Consider the following 21387-nt stretch of genomic DNA (forward strand, 5'->3'; position numbering starts at 1 on the left):
GCAGGGGCTTTTTCATACAGGAGGAGATGCTTATGAAAGAGGTAAAATCGCCGAAAAAACCCATGGCGTTTTATTACATCCTGGTTCTGTTCGTCATCCTGATGTTCAATGAGATGGCCAAGCCTTACTTTGAGGAGGCACAGATCCAGCCGGTGGATTACAGTACCTTCATGGAATGTATCGACGACAAGAAGATCGACCATGTGGAGATCCAGTCGAACCAGATTCTCTACACCTTGAAGGACGACAGCAAGAAATACAAGACGGGCATCATGAATGACCCGAATCTCGCCGAACGCCTGCAGGAATCCGGTGCGACCTTCACACAGGATATCAAGGAGGAGACATCGCCTCTCCTGAGCTTCTTCCTGGCCTGGATCCTGCCGCTCCTGATCTTCTTTGCCATCGGCCAGTATATGAGCCGCAAGCTCATGGACCGCGCAGGCGGCAATTCCATGATGTTCGGCGGTTCCGGCAATCAGGCCAAGATTTACGTGCCGTCCTCGGAGGGCATCCACTTCAAGGATGTCGCCGGTGAGGATGAAGCGAAGGAAAACCTTTCGGAGATCGTCGATTACCTGCATAATCCTGAGAAGTATTCGAGCATCGGTGCCTCGATGCCGAAGGGCGTCCTGCTCGTCGGTCCTCCGGGCACTGGTAAGACGATGCTCGCGAAGGCCGTCGCCGGGGAGGCCAACGTGCCGTTCTTCTCGATTGCCGGCTCGGAATTCGTCGAGATGTTCGTCGGCATGGGCGCATCGAAGGTCCGCGACCTCTTCAAGCAGGCCAAGGAGAAGGCACCGTGCATCGTCTTCATCGATGAGATCGATGCCATCGGACAGAAGCGTACGGGAGCCGCGATGGGCAACGATGAGCGCGAGCAGACGCTCAACCAGCTGCTGACCGAGATGGACGGCTTCGAGGGCAATACGGGCGTCATCATCCTCGCGGCGACGAACCGTCCGGAATCCCTTGACCCCGCGCTCCTGCGCCCGGGCCGCTTCGACCGCCGCGTGCCGGTTGAGCTGCCGGATCTCCAGGGCCGTGAGGATATCCTCAAGGTCCATGCCCGGAAGGTCCGCATGGCAGCAGATGTCAATTTTCACACCATCGCGCGCATGGCAGCCGGTGCCTCTGGTGCCGAACTGGCGAACATCATCAATGAAGGCGCGCTGCGCGCCGTGCGCGATGGCCGCCATGAGGTGACGGAGGCCGACCTCGAGGAAAGCGTCGAGGTCGTCATCGCCGGCTATCAGAAGAAGAACGCCATCCTCTCCGACAAGGAGAAGCGCACGGTGGCGTATCACGAGATCGGCCATGCGCTCGTCGCGGCCCTGCAGTCGCATTCGGCGCCGGTCCAGAAAATCACGATCATCCCGCGTACATCGGGTGCTCTCGGCTACACGATGCAGGTCGAGCAGCAGGATAAATACATCCTTTCGAAGGAAGAGCTCGAGAACAAGATTGCGACCTTTACGGCCGGCCGTGCCGCCGAAGAAGTCAAGTTCGGGCTCGTGAGCACGGGTGCGTCGAATGATATCGAACAGGCGACGAAGCTGGCCCGTGCGATGATCACGCGCTACGGCATGAGCGAGGAATTCGACATGGTCGCCATGGAAACGGTCAATAACCGCTATCTCGGGGGCGATACGAGCCTGACCTGCTCGGCTGCGACGCAGCAGCAGATCGACAAGCGGGTTGTCGAGCTCGTGCGCAAGCAGCATGAGAAGGCCATCCGCCTGCTCCGGGAGCACATGGATAAGCTCGATGAACTCGCGGCCTTCCTCTATGAAAAGGAAACCATCACCGGCGAGGAATTCATGAAGATCCTCAAGGGCGATGAGAGCGAGGAGCAGCAGGTCGAAGAAGCCGAGAAGCGCCTGCTGGCCGACGAACAGAAGGACGCAGCTGACGAGGCGAAGAAAGCCGCAGAGCTTCAGTCCCTCGAGCAGGAAAAACGGGAAAAGTCTCCTGCTGATGCACCTGAGACGCCAGCGGCAGCTCCTGATAAACAGGAATGAGTTGCAGGAGAAGCGTCACAAATACAGCATAATAAACGGGATGGTGACATCCGGATATGATGTCACCATCCCGTTTTCTATGCCGTCAGGGCAATCGTATGTGATGCTGGTACCATCAGCCTCAGGCCTTGCTGGGCAGGGAGTCTTTTTCCGCTGCCTTGTCGCGAGATGCCGCTTCCCCGCCTTTGGCGTCGTCCTGGCCGTCCGGCGTTTCGTGGCGCGTCACGAGGATCTTGTCGATGCGCGCGCGATCCATATCGACGACTTCAAACGTGAAGCCGTTCCATTCGCATTTCTCGGCGACTTTCGGGATGTAGCCGAACGCTGATGTCAGGAAACCGCCCATCGTCTGGTAATGGTCGTGGTCCTCGTCCGGCAGCTCTGCGATGTCGAAGCGTTCCTTGAACTCGTCGATGGAGCAGAGGCCGTCGACGTACCACGAGTTCTCGTCGCGCGGCGTGAACTGGACCGGATCCGGCTCGACGTTTGACATCGAGTCGCCGATGATTTCCTGCATGATGTCGTTGAGCGTGATGAACCCCACGACGCCGCCGTACTCATCGAGCACCATGGCTTCGTGGATGCCCGTGTCGCGGAATTTCTCGAGCACGCGGAACGTTTCCATTGAGCGCGGTACGCACATGGGCTTGCGGATGTACTGTGCGAGATCGAGCGATTTGCGCTCGAGCGAGGCGTTGAGGAGATCCTTGGCGTAGAGGACACCGCAGAAATCATCGAGGTTCTCGCGGCCGACGGGGAAGACGTTCTGCGGATGCTCGCGGATGACGCGCAGGTTGTGCTTGAGGGAATCCGTGAGGTCCAGCCAGAGCATCTGCGTGCGCGGCGTCATCAGGGAATAGGCCGTCTGGTCGCTCATGCGGAAGATGCGGTCGACCATGGCCTGCTCGGACTTCTCGAAGGTGCCGTCTTCCGTTCCCTGTTCGATGAGGTCCTTGACTTCATCCTCCGTGACGGTATCCTCGACATGCGGGTTGACGCCGAGCAGCAGCAGGACGCCGTTGGCCGAGGTGGAGAGCACGGAGATGAGGGGGCGTGCCAGGCGGATCATGCGGCGCAGCGTCTTGTGGTATTTGAGCAGGACCTTCTCGGGCTGCTGGAGCGCCGTCTTTTTCGGCAGGAATTCCGAGAACAGCAGCGTGATGTATGTGATGACGACGATGCTCACGACGAGCGAAATGCCCCAGGCGTGCGGCACGAAGGAGATGAGCCCCGCAAGCAGCGGCGCGGCGAGCACGCCCGCCGTGATGCCCGTGAGGATGCCGGTCAGCGTGATGCCGACCTGCATGAGCGACAGGGCTTCCTCGGGGGACTCCAGCAGCTCGAGAGCGGCTTCTGCATCGGCATCGCCGTCCTCGGCCAGTTTTTCGAGACGTCCGCGCCGGCTTTCGGTCACTGCTGTCTCGAGCAGCGAGAAGAAGCCGTCCATAGCAACTAAGAGTAAGAGTAAGACGAGCAAGAGGCCCGCGTCAGTACTATCCAAGAATTATACACATCCTTTTTGATCGTTTGTCTATCGGCAGATTTCTTTTTATTATAACACGATTTCGCCTTGGCGTCAGTCCGGCCGTTCAAGGCACTCAGTCATCGTACCAGGGGCCGTCGCCAATGATGATGCCGCCGTGCAGCGTCACCGGCGTCGAGCTGCCCACCTTGGTCGGCATGCGCGTCGTGAGCTTGTATGGTGTATCGACGAGCCAGGCCGTCACGAGCACGGCGTCGTCCTTGATTTCACGGTATTTCTTGCGGTCGAGTTCGGCCGTGTAGACCTCGCTCTTGTGCGCGGACACGGAAGAACTCGTCAGCGCCTGCGTGAAGGCCATGCCGTCCGACCAGCGGTAGAGCGTCTTGCTGTTCTTGTCGAGGATGGCGAAATCGTAGACCTGTCCGTCACGGTGTGCGACGGAATAATCGCTGTCGCCGTCGTTCGTGACCTTGAGCTCCATGACGAGACGGCCATGCTTTTCTTCCACGGTCAGTTCCTCGATGACCTGGTCGAAGCTGAAGGCCGCATAGGAAGGCACAATCTCCGTGCTGTGTCCGCCCGAGGCCGGGAACGATACGCCGATGCCCGTGCCAAAAGAAGCAGAGGCCGTCGGCAGCGAAACAGCGCTGAGGCAGAGCGCCAGTGCGGGGATGAATGCGTATGCAGCATGATGCAGTTTCATCGAAATCACTCCTTGAGAAGCAAATGGATTTTCTGTTCAGATGCTTTTATTTTACCATGTTTTCTTATGGATTTCGAATGATGAATGACGAAAATCGAGTAAGTCGTCTGAGCTTTACAAGGCGCGATAAGTCCGATACAATAAAATGAACAATACGTTACGCATCGATCATAAAATGGAAGGGAACAAGAATATATGGATAAAGAAGAACGAAATGATTTGCCGGGGATACAGTGGTTCCCTGGCCACATGAAGAAGGCACAGCGGCTCATCGAGGAGAATCTGAAGCTTGTCGATGTGGTCATTGAGCTTTTGGATGCGCGCATTCCGGCGAGCAGCGCCAACCCCATGCTGGCGGAGATCATCAAGGATAAGCCGCGGCTCATCGCGCTCAATAAATCGGATCTGGCGGACCCCGCCAGCACAAAGCGCTGGCTGGCATATTTCCGCTTTCAGGGGATTCCGGCCGTGGCCATCGATTCGGTGAAAGGGCGCGGCATGAAGCAGCTCGTTGCGAAGGCAGAAGAACTCGCGCGCCCGAAGACGGACCGTTTCGTCAAGAAGGGCGGGCGCCCGCGCGCGGCGCGCTGCATGATCCTCGGCATCCCGAATGTCGGCAAATCGTCACTCATCAACCGGCTGGCCGGAGCCGTCAAGGCAAAGGCTGCCGATAAGCCGGGCGTGACGCGTGCAAAACAGTGGATCAAGATCGGGGCAGCGCTCGACCTCCTCGATACGCCGGGAATCTTGTGGCCGAAGTTTGAGGATCAGACGGTCGGGCTCAAGCTGGCATTTACGGGGGCTATCAACGATGAGATTTACGACCGGGAGCAGGTGACTGCGCTGCTGCTCTCCGTTATGCGCCGCGATTATCCGGAGCGGCTGATGGAGCGGTTCAAATTCAAGGGCGAGCTGCCGGAGACGGGGCTTGAGCTCCTGGAAGCCGTCGGCCGCAAGCGCGGCTGTCTCGTCAAGGGCGGCTTGGTTGACCTTGAGAAAGCCCAGCAGATTGTCCTCAATGAATTCCGTGCGGGCAAGCTCGGGCTCGTGACGCTCGATGAGGTCCCGGCTGCTGCCGAAGCACCGGCTGAGGAAGGGGCGGACGCATGAAGGACGTCAGGGACTCTACGATTAAAGAATTAACAGCCGTCTTTGCCGCAGGTCAGGTCACGGAGGACTTCCTTGCGGCTTGCCGCGCTGATTCGCGCAAGGCTGTGGGGACGCTGGTGCGCCGCTATGAGCGGGCGCAGGCCGAGCACGAACGGCTGCTTGCCATGTACCGGTATGAGCATCTGGCCTGGGCCGAAGGCCGCGAGATTGTCGCCGGTGTCGATGAGGCGGGCCGCGGGCCGCTCGCAGGACCCGTCTCGGTGGCGGCTGTCATTCTGCCGCACGACCTCTGCATCCCGAAGCTCAACGATTCGAAGAAACTCTCGGCCAAGGTCAGGGAGGAGCTCTTTGATGAGATTCAGGCGAAGGCCATAGCTGTGAGCTCGACGCTGGTGGATGCGGCGACCATCGACCGCGTCAATATCTATCAGGCGACGATCAACGGCATGTATGAGGCCATCTTTGCCCTCAAGCCGCAGCCACAGGAAGTCTTAATCGATGCCGTGCCGCTTGAGAATCTGCCGATGCCGTCGTCATCCATCATCAAGGGCGATGCGAAGTCGGCTTCGATTGCTGCCGCCTCAATCATCGCCAAGGTCACGCGTGACCGGCTCATGGACGAGTACGACAAGCTTTATCCGGAGTACGGTTTTGCGCAGCACAAGGGCTACGGCACGGCTCAGCATATTGAAGCGCTCAGGAAGTACGGGCCCTGCCCGATTCATCGCGTTTCGTTCGAGCCCGTGCGCTCTCTCGTGCAGCAGCTGCGCGGTTGACGTGCTCATGGGGATAGCCTATAATAAAAATAAGAATTGTAAGAAAATATTCGTGTGCATTCGTGTGAGGATCGTCTGCTGAAGCAGAATCCGGTGGAGGGCTTGACATGGACAAGGACGAACTCGGCCGTCAGGGCGAAGCGCTGGCGGCTTCTTATCTGGAAACGCGGGGGTATCGCATTCTCGCACGCAATTTCCGCGTGCGCGGAGCGGAGCTCGACATCGTGGCAGAAAAGAACGGGACGCTTGTCTTTGTGGAAGTCAAGACGCGCCGCACGGGCCGTTATGGTTCGCCGGCGCAGGCCGTCGGCTGCCGGAAGCAGCAGAAAATCATCTTTGCAGCACGCTGTTTCCTGCGGCAGAACGATCGGGAGGATTGCTTCTGCCGCTTTGATGTCATTGAGGTTTACGCTGCGGCGGGATGGCGGCTGCGCCATCTGCCCGGTGCGTTTGAAACGTGATGGCTGGAGGAGGGAAGCGGTTTGTTTGCAAGATCGTTTGGAGGAACTACGCTGGGCGTGGACGGGCTTATCATCGACGTGGAAGTCGATGCGGCTGCCGGCCTGCCTGCTTTTGACATTGTCGGCCTGCCGGATACGGCCGTGCGCGAATCGAAGGAACGCGTGCGCCGGGCCATCCGCAATTCCGGTGTGCAGCTGCGTCAGGAAAACGTGACGATCAACCTGGCGCCGGCTTCCATCCGCAAGGACAGTCCGGGACTTGACCTGCCGATTGCCATGGGGCTCCTGGCTGCCTACGGGCTCATCCCGGCCGAGCGCCTGTCCACGAGCCTTTTTATGGCGGAGCTCTCGCTGGAGGGCGAGTGCCGTGGTGTCCACGGCGTGCTGCCGATGACCATCGCGGCACGCGATCAGGGCCTCCGCGCGGTCTTTGTCGCGGCGGAAAACGCCAACGAAGCCCTGCTGGTTGAAGGAATTGCGGTCTATGTGCTGCACACGCTGAAGGAAGCCGTCGATTTCTTTCTCGGGGAGCGGGAGCTTTCGCCGGCCGTGCCGGAGGAGGCAGAGGCAATGCAGCAGGGGCAGGAGGATTTTGCCGATGTGCAAGGGCAGTTCCAGGCGAAACGGGCACTTGAGATCGCGGCGGCCGGCGGGCACAATGTGCTGATGGTTGGAGTGCCGGGGTCCGGGAAGACCATGCTGGCCCGCCGCATGAGTTCCATCCTGCCGCGGCTCACGCGCGAGGAGGCGCTCGAGGTCACGAAAATCTACAGCATCGCCGGCCTCCTGCCGCCGGGCGGCGGTCTCATCACCGAGCGGCCCTTCCGCAGCCCGCACCATACGACCTCGATGGTCGCGATGATCGGCGGCGGCAGCGTGCCGCGTCCCGGTGAAGTCACGCTCTCGCATCATGGCGTCTTGTTCCTCGACGAGCTGCCGGAATTCTCGAAGCGCACGCTTGAGGTACTCCGTCAGCCGCTTGAAGACAGGGCTGTGACCATTGCCAGGATCCATGCGACGCTGACTTTCCCGTCGAACATGATCCTCGTCTGTGCGATGAATCCGTGTCCCTGCGGCTATTACGGCGATGAGGCGGGCGGTCATGTCTGCGACTGCACGCCGACGGAAATCAAGCGCTACACCCGTAAGATTTCAGGCCCCCTGCTCGACCGCATCGACATCCACATCCGCGTGCCGCGCGTCCGCTACGAGGAGCTTTCCGCCACGCGACGGGCGGAATCCTCCGCCGCCATCCGTGCCCGCGTGGAAACGGCGCGCAGGCGTCAGCGCGAGCGCCTGGCGCCGTACCATCTCTTTCACAACGCGCAGATGAACCATGCCGTCATCCGCGAGACCTGCCCGCTCAAGCCGGACGTCCAGAGCCTGCTCGAGCTCGCCTTCCGCAAATTCGACCTCTCGGCGCGCTCGTACGACCGCATCATCAAGGTGGCCCGCACGATTGCAGACCTTGCCGGCACGGACGAAATCGCCCCGGAGCATCTGGCGGAAGCCATAAAGCTCCGGAGCGACGCGGAGCTGGATCTCGGATGAGTGCAGGTATGGCAGCGCGACAGAATTACAGTCAGGGAAGGATTTTATCATTATGAAAACCGCTGATGTTTTCGTGAATATACCCGTCAAGAGCATCGCCAAAGCGTATACGTACCGCGTGCCAGCCGAGCTTGCCCACATCGGGCCCGGCTGGCGCGTTTTTGTGCCCTTCGGCGGGCGCAGGGTTGAGGGCTTCGTGCTGCGCACGGCAGAACTCGCCAGAGAGCCGGAACGGCCGCTCAAGGATATCGTATCTGCCGTCGATGAAGAATGCTGGTTCACGCCGCAGATGATCGAGATTGCCCGTTGGCTCGCGGGGTTCTACCTCTGCTCACTGGCCGAGATCATGCGCCTCTTCATGCCGGGCAAGAGCGGCCTGCGCATCACGGCCGTCTACGACGCCGTGGAGGAGGCTGAAGGCCATGTGATGCTCTCGATGCCAGCCTGCCGCGCCATCTACGACTACCTGCTGCGCGAAGGGCCGAAAAAAAAGGGGACCATCGCCAAGGCCCTGCCGGACTGGCAGGCTGATATCGAAGACTGGCTCGCGAAAATGCTGCGCTACCACTTGATCCGCAAGGAATACGAGGCCACGAAGCGCGATGTGGCACAGTACGAGAAGATCGTCTGCCTCAAGACGGAAGTGACGCCGGAGCTTCTCGCATCCTACGAGCGCCGCAGGGCCCAGCGCCATCTGCTGACCGTCCTGCAGGATGAGGGTGAGCAGACGATGCAGGCGCTGAAGGAAAAGAAGATTTCCGCGCAGACGGTCAAGCATCTTGAAGAAGCCGGGCTCGTCAAGGTCTGCAAGCGCCGCGTACTGCGCGACAGCTATCGTGACGCGAAGAGCAGGCGGCGCCATATCGAGCTCACAGACGATCAGGAACATGCCCTCCAGGCGATGATGCCCTTCCTCATGCAGCATCAGTATCACGGCTTCCTGCTCAAGGGCGTCACGGGCAGCGGCAAGACGCAGGTTTACATCGAGATGGCAAGGCGCGTGCGGGCGGCTGGCCGCACCGTCATCGTGCTCGTGCCGGAAATCGCCCTGACGGGACAGGTCGTCCTGGCATTCAAGGCGTATTTCCCCGATGATCTCGTCGTCATGCACAGCCGGCTGAGCCTCGCGGAGCGCAACGACGCCATCATCCGCGTGCGCCGCCAAGAGGCGGGCATCATCATCGGTGCGCGCTCGGCACTCTTTACGCCGGCCGATGACATCGGCCTCATCATCCTTGACGAGGAACAGGATATGAGCTACAAGCAGGATGAATCGCCGCGCTACCATGCGCGCGTGGTCGCAGAAAAGCTCGCCGGGCTCCACGATGCCATCCTGCTGCTCGGCAGCGCGACGCCTTCGATGGAATCGTATTACCGTGCCAGGACAGGGGAGCTCACGCTGCTCACCATGCCGAAGCGCATCGGCGATATGCCGCTGCCGGTCGTTCACTGCGTCGACATGCGGCAGGAGCTGCGCATGGGCAACCGCCACATCATATCGGGAGCGCTGCGCCAGCTCATCGAGCGCACGATTGCGCGCCATCAGCAGGTCATCATCATGCTGAACCGCCGTGGTTTCTCGACGTTCGTCATGTGCCGCTCGTGCGGCGAAGTCATCCGCTGCCGTTACTGCGGTCTGCCGCTCGTCTACCACCGCAGCGGCAGGCTGCTCTGCCATCACTGCGATGTGCAGGAGCCCGTGCCCGATGTCTGCCCCAAATGCGGCAGCCGCTACATCAAGTATTTCGGTTCCGGCACGGAAAAGCTCGAGCAGGAGCTGCGCGAGCTCGTGCCGTCGGCCCGCGTCATCCGCATGGACCGCGACACGACGACGACAAAATTCGCCCATCAGGATATCCTCGCGAGCTTCCGCCGGCAGGAATACGACATCCTGCTCGGCACGCAGATGGTCGCCAAGGGCCACGACATTCCCAATGTCACGGCCGTCGGCGTCATCAGCGCGGATTCAAGCCTCAATATGCCGGATTTCCGCGCGGCCGAGCGCTGCTTCATGCTCATCACGCAGACGGCCGGACGGGCCGGACGCCACGGCCTGCGCGGCGAAGTCGTCATCCAGACGTACAATCCCGACCATTACGCCGTCACCTGCGGCATCCGGCAGGACTACGAGGGCTTCTTCGCCAAGGAACTCACGCTGCGCAAGGAGCTTTTCTACCCGCCGTACAGCCGCCTCATCAAGCTGCTCTATCAGTCGGAAGATGAGGAGAAGGCCAGGCAGGAAGCCACAACGCTCATCCATCACTTCGAGCAGTTCTTTGCAGGCGTTCCCGAGCAGAAGATCATCGGGCCGTCGCCAGCGATGATTGCCTGCTTCCGCGGCGTCTACCGCTTCGTCGTGCTCATCAAGACGGGAAATCTTCCCGCCGCCCAGGCCTTCCTGCGCCAGGAGGGGCTGCATCTGCGCACCGATGTCGCCATCGACATCGACCCGCTGACGATGCTCTGAGGCATCCCGACATACTGGCGGCTGCCGCCTCGCAGCAAAAGCGGCAAACCCTCGGTTCTCATTTCCGGGGGTTTTGTGTTATAATGAGGGATGGATTCGCAAACAAGTTGATTTTGGATGGTGAAAACATGAAAGTTACGAAAGAAGATCTGGAGAACGTAGCAGTCCTTTCCCGCCTGTCCGTACCGGAAGACAAGGCTGAGACGTATATCCAGCAGATGGACTCGATCCTGACGTATATGGACAATCTTTCTCAGGTCAATACGGATGACGTCAAGCCGACGACGTACGCGCTGCCGATGCAGAACGTGTTCCGCGAAGATGTCGTCAAGCCGTCGCTGCCGCGTGAGGCCGCGCTTCAGAATGCGCCGCTGCAGGAAGACGGTTATTTCAAAGTGCCGAAGGTACTTGAGGACTGACGGGAGGAACGATTGTGAGATTATATGAGAAACCGGCGCATGTCCTCCACGACATGCTCGTCAATAAAGAAATCACCTCGGTGGAGCTGACGCAGGACGTCCTGCAGCGCATCGATGAGGTCGAAGGCGATGTCGAGGCCTACCTGACGATCACGCGTGAGGAAGCGCTGAAGCAGGCGGCAGCCGTCGACGAGAAGATTGCAAACGGGGAGGAGATCTCCTTCCTCGAAGGCATCCCGGGTGCCATCAAGGACAATATCTGCACGAAGGGCGTCAAGACGACGTGCGCCTCGAAAATCCTCGAGCATTTCGTGCCGCCTTACGATGCCACGGTCATGACGAAAATCAAGGCGGAGAACCCCGTCCTGCTCGGCAAGGTCAATATGGACGAATTTGCTATGGGCGGCTCGACGGAGAACTCCGCTTACCACGTGACGCATAACCCCTGGAACCTCGACTGCGTGCCGGGCGGCTCGTCTGGAGGCAGTGCGGCGGCCGTCGCTGCCGGCACGGCCATCTGGGCCCTCGGCTCCGATACGGGCGGATCTATCCGCCAGCCGGCATCCTTCTGCGGCGTCGTCGGCATGAAACCGACGTATGGCCGTGTCTCGCGCTATGGCCTCGTCGCCTACGCGTCCTCGCTCGACCAGATCGGACCGCTGACGCGCGATGTCACGGACTGCGCGCACCTGCTCAACATCATCGCTGGTCACGATGAGATGGATTCCACGTCGAGCACGGCAGACGTGCCGGACTACACGAAATCCCTCGTCGAAGACGTCAAGGGCCTCAAAATCGGCCTGCCGAAAGAGTATTTCGTCAAGGGCATGGACCCCGAGGTCGAGCAGGCCGTCCGCGCCGCCATCGAGAAATACAAGGAGCTCGGCGCGGAAGTCGTCGAGATTTCCCTGCCGCATACGGAATATGCGATTTCGACCTACTACCTCATCGCGCCGGCTGAAGCGGCCACGAACCTCGAACGCTATGACGGCGTCAGCTACGGTGAACGCGTCGACGGCGAGGATCTCGTCCAGATGATGACGAATACGCGCGATGAGAAATTCGGTGAGGAAGTCAAGCGCCGCATCATGATCGGCAACTACGCGCTTTCCGCCGGCTATTACGATGCGTATTACCTCAAGGCCCTCAAGGTCCGCACGCTCGTCCAGCAGGACTACATGGAAGCGTTCAAGAAAGTCGATGTCATCATGGCCCCGACCGCACCGACGCCGGCTTTCAAGATCGGCGAGATGATCGCTGACCCCCTGCAGATGTACCTGCAGGATGTCTGCACGGTTCCCTTGAACCTCGCCGGCCTGCCCGGCATCTCCATCCCGTGCGGCAAGAGCAGCAAGGGCCTGCCCATCGGCCTGCAGATCATCGGCAAAGCCCTCGACGAGGCCACGCTGATCCGCGCAGCCTATACGTATGAGCAGAGCCAGGACTACCACAAGGAAATGGCTGATCTGGGAGGGAACAACTGATGAAATACGAAGCAGTCATCGGTCTTGAGATCCACTGCGAGCTCAAGACGAAAACGAAGATTTTCTGCGGCTGTGCGACGGGCTTCGGCGCGGAACAGAACACGCATGTCTGCCCGGTTTGCCTGGGCCTGCCGGGCGTCCTGCCGTCTGTCAACAAGCGCGTCGTCGAGTTTGGCATCAAGGCCGGCCTCGCCACGAACTGCACGATCAACAAATACAGCAAATTTGACCGCAAGAACTACTATTATCCGGATCTGCCGAAGAACTGGCAGACGTCGCAGTACGACCTGCCAATCGCTGAGCACGGCTGGGTCGACATCGATGTCGACGGTGAGAAGAAGCGCATCCGCCTGACACGCATCCACATGGAAGAGGATGCCGGCAAGCTCGTGCACTCCGGCACGACGATCAAGGACTCCGCGACGAGCAACGTCGACTACAACCGCACGGGCGTGCCGCTCCTCGAGATCGTTTCGGAGCCGGATCTGCGCTCGGCGGAAGAAGCCCGCGCCTATATGGAAAAAATCAAGGCCATCATGGAATACATCGATGTCTCGAACTGCCGCATGGAAGAAGGCAACCTGCGCGCCGACATCAACGTTTCCCTGCGCCCGGTCGGCACGAAGGAGCTCGGTACCCGTACGGAGATGAAGAACATCAATTCCTTCAAGAACCTCGAGGATGCCATCAATTATGAGATTGAGCGTCAGGAAGAGGTCCTTGAGGACGGCGGCCATGTCATCCAGGAGACGCGCACGTTCGACCCGGCCCGCGGCATCACGCTTTCCATGCGCAGCAAGGAAAATGCTCACGACTACCGCTACATGCCGGAGCCGGACCTGCCGCCCATCGTCACGAGCGAGGAAATCATCGAGAAGTATCGCAGCGAGCTGCCGGAGCTGCCGGATGCCCGCCGTGCCCGCCTCGAGAAGGAATTCGGCCTGTCTGATTACGATGCCGGCATCATCACGAGCTCGCGCGCCATGGCCGAGTACTTCGATGCCGTCGTGGCGACGGGGGCTGATCCGAAACTCGCAGCCAACTGGATCATGGGCGACCTCGCCAAGAACCTCAACGAGGATGGCATCGACATCGCGAAATCTCCGGTCAGCGCGGAGCGCCTCGGCAAGATGATTGGCCTCATCATGAAGGATACGATCTCCGGCAAGATTGCCAAGAAGGTCTTCAAGGAGATGTGGACGAACGAGGACGACCCGGAGAAGATCGTCAAGGACAAGGGCCTCGTCCAGATCACGGACACGGGTGCCATCGAGGCAGCCGTCGACGCAGCCATCGCCGCAAACCCGAAGGTTGTCGAAGAGTACAAGGGCGGCAAGAAGAAAGCCATCGGCGCCCTCGTCGGCCAGGTCATGAAGGCCACGCGCGGCAAAGCCAATCCGCAGATGGTCAACAAGATGCTCGCCGAAAAGCTCGCCGACTAAAACAGGATAGACACAAGCAAAGCCTTCCCCTCTGGGGAAGGTTTTTGATAAACAGGAAGGTGAATCGCCATGAAATACAAAGCCGCCATCTTCGACCTCGACGGCACGCTCGTCGATACGCTTGAGGACCTGGCCATCAGCGTCAATGAAATGCTCGCCTCGTACGGGTTCCCGACGCATCCGGTCGATGCATACCGCTACTATCTCGGCAATGGTTCGAAAAAACTCATCGAGCGCACGCTGCCCAAGGAAAAAGCAGCCGATGAAGCCTTCGTGCTCGAGGCGATGAAGCGCTATCAGGCCATTTACGAGCATCATCGCGACCACACGGGGCCATTCCCCGGCATCCAGGCGATGCTCGACCGGCTCAAGGCACAGGGCATACCCCTTGGCGTCTGCACGAACAAGCATCAGCAGGCAGCTGACGAAATCATCGGCGGCATGTTCCCTGCCGGGACCTTCACGACCGTCATGGGCGATCGCCCGGGCCTGCCCATCAAGCCGGATCCGAAAAAAGTCCTCATGATGGCCAGGGAATACGGTGTGAACCCCGAAGAGGTCGCCTACTTCGGCGACACGAGCGTCGATATGGACACGGCTGTCAATGCCGGCTTCCTGCCCATCGGCGTCCTCTGGGGCTTCCGCCCGGAGGCAGAGCTCCTCGAACACGGTGCCAGGGTCATCCTCGCCAGCCCAGAGGAACTCTTCGAGAAACTGACATTTGCAAAAGGATAAATATCATGAAACATAAAGTTCCCGTCGAAAAAGGAAAATCATATGAGATCGAGATTCGCACGCTCGGCACGAGCGGCGAAGGAGTAGGGCGTTACGAAGAGTTTACGGTCTTCGTGCCGGGAGCACTGCCTGGAGAGGCCGTGCAGGCCGCCATTGACGAGGTCAAGAAAACGTACGCCAAGGGACATCTCGTCAAGATCCTGCGCGCGAGCCGCGACCGCGTCACACCAGTCTGCTCCATCTATGAGCAGTGCGGCGGCTGCCAGCTCCAGCACCTCGACTACATGGCACAGCTCAAGGCCAAGCGCCAGCAGGTCATCGACGCTGTCACGCGCATCGGCGGCCAGAAGGATCTCTTTGTCGAGCCGACCATCGGTGCCGAGAGCCCCTGGAATTACCGCAACAAGATGCAGTTCCCCATCGGCCGCGTCAAGGGCAGGACCGTCATCGGCTGCTTTGCCCAGGGCAGCCATGAGATCATCGATACGCGCGACTGCCATATTCAGAAGGAAGGCAATAACGAGATTGTCAACACCGTGCGTGACATCATCACGGAACTGCGCATCCCCGTTTACGATGAAGACCGCCACACCGGCGTCCTGCGTCACGTCGTCGGGCGCGTCGGCGAAAAAGGGGAGCTCATGGTTGTCCTCGTCACCGCCACGAAGCAGCTGCCGCGCGAAAAGGAATTCGTCAAGGCTCTGCGCAGCCGCCTGCCGCACGTCGTCAGCATCCATCAGAACATCCAGACGTACCGCAACAACGTCATCATGGGACGCGAGACGAAACTTCTCTGGGGCAAGCCGACCATCCTCGACCGCATCGGCCGCCTGCAGTTCCACATTTCGCCGCGCTCCTTCTTCCAGGTCAACACGAAGCAGGCCGAAGTCCTCTACGGCAAGGCTCTGGAATTCGCGAACCTCAAAGGCGAGGAAACCGTCATTGATGCCTACTGCGGCACCGGCACGATCACACTGTTCCTCGCCCAGAAAGCGCGCGAGGTCTACGGCATCGAGATCGTCAAGCCCGCCATCCTCGACGCGCAGAAGAACGCCCGCGACAACAACGTCCGCAACGCCGAATTCATCGTCGGCGATGCCACCGAAGTCATGCCGCGCCTCTACAAGCAGGGCGTGCGCGCCGATGTCGTCGTCGTCGACCCGCCGCGTGCCGGCTGCACCGAGACGGTCCTCAAGACCTTCGCCAACATGCATCCCGACCGCATCGTCTACGTCTCCTGCAATCCCGCCAGCCTCGCCCGCGATCTCGCCATCCTTGAAAAACTCGGCTACAAAGCCAAGAAAGTCCAGCCCGTCGATATGTTCCCGATGACTTCGCACGTAGAAGTGGTCTCGTTGATCGAAAAGGTATCTGGACAAGGAGAACGGCACATTTGAATCGAGCGAATTTAGCGTGCAGGCTGCGGCGCCTTATGGCCGGGGCTCACTTTGCGCAGGGTCTGTTTTTCTGGCTTTGCCTGACGAATGTGACGCAGCTGGTCCAGCTCTATTTATATGAGGGAAAATCGCTGCCGCCGGAGGGGACGGTGCTGCTGCTTTTGGAAGGCGTGCTGCGCGTGGCGGGGCTTTCCCTGCTTCTGACGATGCTTTGCGCATTCCTGCCGCGCATGTGCCGTTTGGCTGTGGCCGTGCTCAGCGGTCTGCTCGTTCTGGTCGATGTCTTCTCTTTGATACATTATCATAGTGTGCTCGATGCGGGCCTCCTGCAGGTCATTCTGGCGACGAACCCGCAGGAGGCCGTCGAGTATGTGGCGACGCAGGGGGACGATATCCTTTCCCTGTTGATGGTAAGCCTGCTGGCAGGAGCAGTTTTCTGGCGATGGCGGCGCAAAGGTGCCATCATGCCTGTGCGGGAGCGCCGGCTGCCATTGCCGCATTCGCCGCAGTGCCCGTTCTTTGCCAATCGCCGACTGAAGGTCATGTCTGCCGTTGTGCTGGTCCTGTTTGCGGGCTCGGCCTGCCATGCGTTTGCGGACCCGGAGGACAGCGTGGAAAAATTGCCGCGCAACCTTTCCGTGGGCAGGCTGGCGGTGAATCTCAAGCAGTCGTATGATGAGAACCGTTCAATGGCTTATATCGATTATGCTTTGGCCAGTCAGCCCGTTGAGATTCTGGCGGATAATCATGACATCCCGCGCATCATCTTCGTCCTCGGCGAGTCGACAAGCCGTCATCATATGCAACTCTACGGATACGACCTGCCGACGACGCCGAATCTCTCGCGGCGCGAGCAGGCTGGTGAACTCACGGCGTTCTCGTCGGTGACAAGTCCGCATGCCGGGACCATGGCGGTCATGCGAACGCTGTTCAGCTTCTACGACAACGACGCCACGGGCATGTGGTATGAGTATGGCAATATCTTCGATATCCTGCGGGCGGCTGATGTCCGCACGGCCTGGCTTTCCAATCAGGAGAGTTCCGGTTTCTACGGGAGCATCGGGCGGACGCTGGCCTCGCGCTGCGATGAGCAGGCTTTCACGAGTCATCTTGCTCATACGATCGATTTGTCGGAGCGTTACGACGAAGAGGTCCTGCCCCTGCTGGACGATGCGTTGGCCGACGATGGACGGACGGACGCCGAGCCGCGGTCGGATTTTCTTGTCGTGCACCTGATGGGGACGCATGAGGATTTCAAGCGGCGCTATCCCGCTTCGTTTGCGCGCTTCACGGCAGCAGATGAGCTGGGTGGCGTCCGGGATGATGCCGCTTCGCGCCAGATTCGGGCGGAGTACGACAATGCCGTGCTCTACGATGATCATATCGTCGATGCTATCATCCGGCGCGTCGAGGATCAGGACGCCCTGGTCATCTTCCTGTCCGACCACGGCGAAGAGGTCAACGATGTGCGTGAGATTGTCGGTCATGGTGATGAGAGCAGTGCCTGGCAGCGCGACATTCCGATGGTCATCTGGACGTCTGCCAAATTCCGCGCCAATCATCCGGCAGACGTTTTGCGTATCCAGGCCGCCAAAGAACGTGCCTGGCAGAGCGATGAGATGATTCACACACTGCTGGATCTCATGAAGATCCGCGTGCCGCAGTATGAAAAAGAGAAGAGCCTGTTGTTCGATTGATTACAGACAGAAAAAGCATCGCTTTGGCGGTGCTTTTTGTATCGCAGTCTTAATCGAGCAGGATTCTGCAGAGGAACAGCGAATTTTATTTATAATAGATTAAAATTCAAGGAGTGATGAAGATGAAAGCGTCTTTCTGGTCTGCCATGCTGCTGGCAGCAGCGGTGGGGGTGTCGTCGTCATTTGTTTCCTGTCCGACCGCTTCGGCGAGTATCTCGACGGAGGTGGTGAAGACCGGGAATCAGGACTCGCAGTATCCAGTCGTTCACATCAAGGATAAGGCTGCGGTGGAAGCAGCGATCAACGCAGATATCCGCAGCCAGATTGAGGACATGAGGAACCGGCTTGATTATTCATACGATGAAGAAAAGGTATCGTATAAGCTGAAATATGAGGGAAAGGATTACGTTTCTCTCGTCCTTTGTCTCTGGACGTATAACCATGGGGCGGCGCACGGGATGCCGTATTACCGCGGCGTCACGTACAGCAGGGTGAATGGTGCGCGCATGAGTATCCGTGATTTCGTGAGGATTGGCTCCGATGATGCCTGGCGGATCTACAATCAGACGGTATTCAGCGGCAGCGGGAAGGTGCTCACGAGGCAGCAGCTGTTCCGGGATTATGCCAGTCAGCCGCTCAGCGGCAATTTCTACCTCGCGGGCCGCGGCCAGGTGGCACTCATCTACCAGCCGTATCAGCTGGCGGCGTTTGCTTATGGCATGACGAGTATCATCTTGCCGGCCAGACTGGTCGAGGAACTCAACGAGAAGAATCCGTGACAGGCAGGCTGTTCTGCTACATGGGATGAAGGAACATGAGAAAGGATGCGTAAATTGGCTGAAGAAAAGAATCCATGGGAGGAAGTTGGGCGGCTCTGCGAAATCGTAGCAAAGCTGCGGGGGCCGGAAGGGTGTCCCTGGGACCGCGTGCAGACGCATGAGAGCCTGAAGCCTGCCTGCATAGAGGAAGCGGCAGAGGTGCTCGGCGGAATCGATATCCTGAAGCAGACGGGCAAAGCCGAGAACCTCAAGGAAGAACTCGGCGACCTCCTGCTCCAGGTGATCTTTCATGCGCAGCTGGCACACGAGGAAGGATTCTTTTCGCTGGCGGATGTTGCGGCTGCAGCGGCGGACAAGATGGTGCGCCGTCATCCGCACGTCTTCCACGAGCCGCTGCTCGATGATGACGGCCAGCCGCTGACGGAGTGGCAGCAGATCAAGGCACAGGAAAAGAAGGGACGCGAGTGGGAAGAAGCGTATCTGCCGTCCGCCTTTGAGCAGGCTGCAGTCCTGATTGAACAGGAGAAGAAGAGGAAGGGGATATCATGATCCGTGATATTGTACGCGACACGTTTTTCCTGTCGCAGCCGTCCGTGGCAGCGGATCGCAAGGACATGCCGATTGCCGAAGACCTCATCGATACGCTCAAGGCCAATGCCGACCGCTGCGTCGGTCTGGCGGCGAACATGATCGGCGAGCGCAAGTGCATCATCGCCATCCGCGTCGGCCATGCGTACCTGGCGATGCTGAATCCAGTGGTCGTCCGCCACGCGAAGGAGCAGTATGAGACGAGCGAAGGCTGCCTGTCTCTCGATGGAGAACGGCCGGTGAAACGCTATGCCTGGCTTGAGGTGGAGTACCGCGATCTGAAATTCAAGAAACAGCGGCAGACATTTCGCGATTTTCCTGCCGAGATTGTCCAGCACGAACTGGACCACTGCGCAGGAATCCTGATTTGATGTGGAAGGGATCTCGATGTAGTTCATCTGCTGACCGAACAACTGACAACTGGATACGGAATATAAAAATGGAGCCGTCCTTACTGGATAGCTCCATTTTTGCGAGGGAATCTTGTTTTATTTTTTCAGTTCCAGAATGGGGGCAAAGTAGGACAGCTTCGTGTAGTCCACGTTGCCGCCGTCGGTGATGGCCAGATCCGGGATGGCCGTGATGGGCAGGAACGAAAGATAGAAAATCGGATCGGGGAGGCGGCTGCCGATGGCCTTGGCCGCTTCGTCGAGCTCGTTTTCCTTGGCTGCCAGTTCCTCCGGCGAAAGATCCGAGGCGATGCCGGCAATCGGCAGGGGCAGGAACGAGACGATCTTGCCGTCGATGACGACAATCTGTCCGCCGCCCTGCTCGATGAGCGTGTTGGCCGCCAGGGCCATGTCCTCGTAATTGGCGCCGGCGACGACGAGGTTGTTGTCATCCGGTGCCGCCGTCGTGGCGATCGCGCCTTTCTGGAAGGACCAGCCGGAAATGAAGCCCTTGGACATATTGCCGTTCAAGCCATAGCGTTCGATGACCGATACGAGTGCCACGTCCTTTTCGGCACTGGGGCGGACAATCCCGCCGCGGACTTCAAGTTCGACATCGCGGCGCTTGCGCATGAAGGGGCCGATGCTGTTGATGGTCTCGACGACAGCCGTTCCTTCGTCGAGATCCACGTGATAGGCGAAATCATCCGCCGTCAGCGGTGCATGCTGCACGGTATGAAGCAGATTGTCCGCGCGCTCCGGGATGACGTAGTGGAATTTGTTCTCGCCGTTCTCGGTGACCAGCATACCCTTGCTGACGACCGTTTCCACCTGGAAGGTGCCCGGCTGATCGACGAGCAGGATATCGGCATCTTTGCCCGGTGCGATCGAGCCGACATGATCGTCAATCTGGTAGGCCTCGGCAGCGTTGATCGTGGCCATCTGGATGGCCGTCATGGGCTCGACGCCGGCGGCGATGGCCAGATGCACCATGTGATCGATGTGGCCTTCCTTGAGGATGCCGCGGGCATTCACATCATCGGAACAGAAGCTTGTATGGCGTGCCATGCCCGGCGCGCCCTCGGTGATGGCGCGGACATTCTCCTTGAGGAATTTCGTGACGGCGGATTCCCGGATGATCGTATGAATACCCTTGCGGGCCTTTTCGAGGAACTCCTCGTGGTCGTAGCTCTCGTGATCGACGCGGACACCGCTCATGAGATATTCGTTGAGAGCCTTGCCGGTTGCCAGCGGGCTGCAGCCGAAAATGGGGCGATGGTATTTCTGTGCGAGTACCAGGGCTTCCATGGTGTCGGGGTCTTTCGTCTGGACGGCTTCGCGCACGAGCTCCCAGATGCCGTAGCAGTGCGGGTCCTGATGGTACTTGGCGTGATCCTTGGCCGTTACGTTATAGGCAATCGTCGAAACCGGAATCGTGTACGGCGTCTTGTACGGCAGCGCCCAGAACACCTTCAGGGGCGAGGCGTCGACCTCGTCGAAAATGGTCTTGAGGCCGTCGACGCCGATGACGGAGATGTATTCATCGAGGCCGCTGACGATGCTCGTCGTGCCGTGCGGAACGACGGCCTGGGCAAAGCGGGTCATGCTCATCTTGCTGCATTCCACATGGATGTGGCAGTCGATGAGTCCCGGTGCCAGATATTTTCCCGTCGCATCGATTTTCTGCGTATGCGCATCGATGTAGTCGGAAATATCGCTTTCTACGGCGACAATCTTTCCTTTGTAGATGGCTACGTCAGCCTTATAATATTCGCTCGTATTGACGTTGATCAGCGTGCCGCCAAGGATGGCCATGTCGGCTTTCCGCTTGGCCGCGCCGGCATCGATGTACTCGGATAACAGTTCTTTCGTAAGCATGTCGATT

At 59.3% G+C, this 21387-nt stretch carries 18 protein-coding genes; 15 read left to right on the forward strand and 3 right to left on the reverse strand.

The window, feature by feature from the left end; translation table 11 throughout:
- Positions 1-32 precede the first annotated feature (32 nt).
- Positions 33-2021, forward strand: a complete 1989-nt coding sequence (ftsH, locus tag DWZ54_RS06000; protein ID WP_233541636.1) for an ATP-dependent zinc metalloprotease FtsH — start codon at positions 33-35, stop codon at positions 2019-2021.
- Positions 2022-2142: 121 nt separating this feature from the next.
- On the opposite strand, the gene DWZ54_RS06005 is transcribed toward ftsH, so the two are convergent.
- Positions 2143-3522 carry a hemolysin family protein gene (locus DWZ54_RS06005; protein ID WP_118474902.1) on the reverse strand — a complete coding sequence of 460 codons (1380 nt, stop codon included), beginning with the start codon at positions 3520-3522 and terminating at the stop codon, positions 2143-2145.
- A gap of 97 nt (positions 3523-3619) precedes the next feature.
- A complete protein-coding gene (locus DWZ54_RS06010; RefSeq protein ID WP_118474903.1) occupies positions 3620-4207 on the reverse strand; it encodes a BsuPI-related putative proteinase inhibitor in 588 nt (195 codons plus the stop codon).
- A gap of 195 nt (positions 4208-4402) precedes the next feature.
- Between DWZ54_RS06010 and ylqF the strand changes: the two genes are divergently transcribed.
- The 14 genes from ylqF (at position 4403) to DWZ54_RS06080 (ending at position 19484) form a co-directional block, all read left to right on the forward strand.
- Positions 4403-5317 carry a ribosome biogenesis GTPase YlqF gene (ylqF, locus tag DWZ54_RS06015; protein ID WP_118474904.1) on the forward strand — a complete coding sequence of 305 codons (915 nt, stop codon included), beginning with the start codon at positions 4403-4405 and terminating at the stop codon, positions 5315-5317.
- Positions 5314-6093 carry a ribonuclease HII gene (locus tag DWZ54_RS06020; RefSeq protein ID WP_118474905.1) on the forward strand — a complete coding sequence of 260 codons (780 nt, stop codon included), beginning with the start codon at positions 5314-5316 and terminating at the stop codon, positions 6091-6093. Before ylqF ends, DWZ54_RS06020 begins: the two co-directional genes overlap by 4 nt.
- A gap of 107 nt (positions 6094-6200) precedes the next feature.
- A complete protein-coding gene (locus DWZ54_RS06025) occupies positions 6201-6554 on the forward strand; it encodes a YraN family protein (protein ID WP_118474906.1) in 354 nt (117 codons plus the stop codon).
- Positions 6555-6575: 21 nt separating this feature from the next.
- Complete coding sequence (locus DWZ54_RS06030) at positions 6576-8105, forward strand: YifB family Mg chelatase-like AAA ATPase (protein ID WP_118474907.1); 1530 nt, start codon at positions 6576-6578, stop codon at positions 8103-8105.
- A 52-nt stretch (positions 8106-8157) separates the two neighbouring features.
- Positions 8158-10572, forward strand: coding sequence for a primosomal protein N' (gene priA / locus DWZ54_RS06035; protein ID WP_118474908.1), 2415 nt, complete (start codon positions 8158-8160; stop codon positions 10570-10572).
- A 128-nt stretch (positions 10573-10700) separates the two neighbouring features.
- The gene (gatC, locus tag DWZ54_RS06040) at positions 10701-10991 is read left to right on the forward strand and encodes an Asp-tRNA(Asn)/Glu-tRNA(Gln) amidotransferase subunit GatC (RefSeq protein WP_118474909.1); all 291 of its coding nucleotides are present in this window, start codon (positions 10701-10703) and stop codon (positions 10989-10991) included.
- Positions 10992-11005: 14 nt separating this feature from the next.
- Positions 11006-12475 (forward strand): Asp-tRNA(Asn)/Glu-tRNA(Gln) amidotransferase subunit GatA, encoded by a 1470-nt coding sequence (gene gatA, locus DWZ54_RS06045; RefSeq protein WP_118015767.1) that lies wholly within the window; start codon positions 11006-11008, stop codon positions 12473-12475.
- The gene (gatB, locus tag DWZ54_RS06050) at positions 12475-13917 is read left to right on the forward strand and encodes an Asp-tRNA(Asn)/Glu-tRNA(Gln) amidotransferase subunit GatB (RefSeq protein WP_118474910.1); all 1443 of its coding nucleotides are present in this window, start codon (positions 12475-12477) and stop codon (positions 13915-13917) included. The genes gatA and gatB overlap by 1 nt, the downstream gene beginning before the upstream one ends.
- Positions 13918-13986: 69 nt before the next feature.
- Positions 13987-14652 (forward strand): HAD family hydrolase, encoded by a 666-nt coding sequence (locus DWZ54_RS06055; protein WP_118474911.1) that lies wholly within the window; start codon positions 13987-13989, stop codon positions 14650-14652.
- 5 nt (positions 14653-14657) lie between these two features.
- Positions 14658-16049 (forward strand): 23S rRNA (uracil(1939)-C(5))-methyltransferase RlmD, encoded by a 1392-nt coding sequence (rlmD, locus tag DWZ54_RS06060; protein ID WP_118474912.1) that lies wholly within the window; start codon positions 14658-14660, stop codon positions 16047-16049.
- The gene (locus DWZ54_RS06065) at positions 16046-17746 is read left to right on the forward strand and encodes a phosphoethanolamine transferase (RefSeq protein ID WP_147369900.1); all 1701 of its coding nucleotides are present in this window, start codon (positions 16046-16048) and stop codon (positions 17744-17746) included. Before rlmD ends, DWZ54_RS06065 begins: the two co-directional genes overlap by 4 nt.
- Before the next feature lie 122 nt (positions 17747-17868).
- A complete protein-coding gene (locus DWZ54_RS06070; RefSeq protein ID WP_158573626.1) occupies positions 17869-18525 on the forward strand; it encodes a DUF3298 and DUF4163 domain-containing protein in 657 nt (218 codons plus the stop codon).
- A 54-nt stretch (positions 18526-18579) separates the two neighbouring features.
- On the forward strand, positions 18580-19074 hold the full coding sequence (locus DWZ54_RS06075) for a MazG nucleotide pyrophosphohydrolase domain-containing protein (protein ID WP_233541637.1): 495 nt from the start codon (positions 18580-18582) through the stop codon (positions 19072-19074).
- Positions 19071-19484: a peptide deformylase gene (locus DWZ54_RS06080; protein WP_118474916.1), complete on the forward strand. Its 414-nt coding sequence runs from the start codon at positions 19071-19073 to the stop codon at positions 19482-19484. Before DWZ54_RS06075 ends, DWZ54_RS06080 begins: the two co-directional genes overlap by 4 nt.
- Before the next feature lie 117 nt (positions 19485-19601).
- Here the strand turns inward: DWZ54_RS06080 and DWZ54_RS06085 are convergent, their stop codons facing one another.
- Positions 19602-21380 carry an adenine deaminase C-terminal domain-containing protein gene (locus DWZ54_RS06085; protein ID WP_118474917.1) on the reverse strand — a complete coding sequence of 593 codons (1779 nt, stop codon included), beginning with the start codon at positions 21378-21380 and terminating at the stop codon, positions 19602-19604.
- Between the last annotated feature and the right edge of the window lie 7 nt (positions 21381-21387).

Origin of the sequence: Mitsuokella sp. AF33-22, from assembly GCF_003475755.1 — a bacterium.
In the GTDB taxonomy this organism is placed as follows: domain Bacteria; phylum Bacillota; class Negativicutes; order Selenomonadales; family Selenomonadaceae; genus Mitsuokella.

Coding starts and splice junctions, on each gene's coding strand:
- DWZ54_RS06070 (WP_158573626.1), top strand. CDS start 17,869: ATGAAAGCGTCTTTCTGGTCTGCCATGCTGCTGGCAGCAGCGGTGGGG.
- gatB (WP_118474910.1), top strand. CDS start 12,475: ATGAAATACGAAGCAGTCATCGGTCTTGAGATCCACTGCGAGCTCAAG.
- DWZ54_RS06020 (WP_118474905.1), top strand. CDS start 5,314: ATGAAGGACGTCAGGGACTCTACGATTAAAGAATTAACAGCCGTCTTT.
- ftsH (WP_233541636.1), top strand. CDS start 33: ATGAAAGAGGTAAAATCGCCGAAAAAACCCATGGCGTTTTATTACATC.
- rlmD (WP_118474912.1), top strand. CDS start 14,658: ATGAAACATAAAGTTCCCGTCGAAAAAGGAAAATCATATGAGATCGAG.
- ylqF (WP_118474904.1), top strand. CDS start 4,403: ATGGATAAAGAAGAACGAAATGATTTGCCGGGGATACAGTGGTTCCCT.
- gatC (WP_118474909.1), top strand. CDS start 10,701: ATGAAAGTTACGAAAGAAGATCTGGAGAACGTAGCAGTCCTTTCCCGC.
- DWZ54_RS06055 (WP_118474911.1), top strand. CDS start 13,987: ATGAAATACAAAGCCGCCATCTTCGACCTCGACGGCACGCTCGTCGAT.
- DWZ54_RS06080 (WP_118474916.1), top strand. CDS start 19,071: ATGATCCGTGATATTGTACGCGACACGTTTTTCCTGTCGCAGCCGTCC.
- DWZ54_RS06010 (WP_118474903.1), bottom strand. CDS start 4,207: ATGAAACTGCATCATGCTGCATACGCATTCATCCCCGCACTGGCGCTC.
- DWZ54_RS06025 (WP_118474906.1), top strand. CDS start 6,201: ATGGACAAGGACGAACTCGGCCGTCAGGGCGAAGCGCTGGCGGCTTCT.
- priA (WP_118474908.1), top strand. CDS start 8,158: ATGAAAACCGCTGATGTTTTCGTGAATATACCCGTCAAGAGCATCGCC.
- DWZ54_RS06085 (WP_118474917.1), bottom strand. CDS start 21,380: ATGCTTACGAAAGAACTGTTATCCGAGTACATCGATGCCGGCGCGGCC.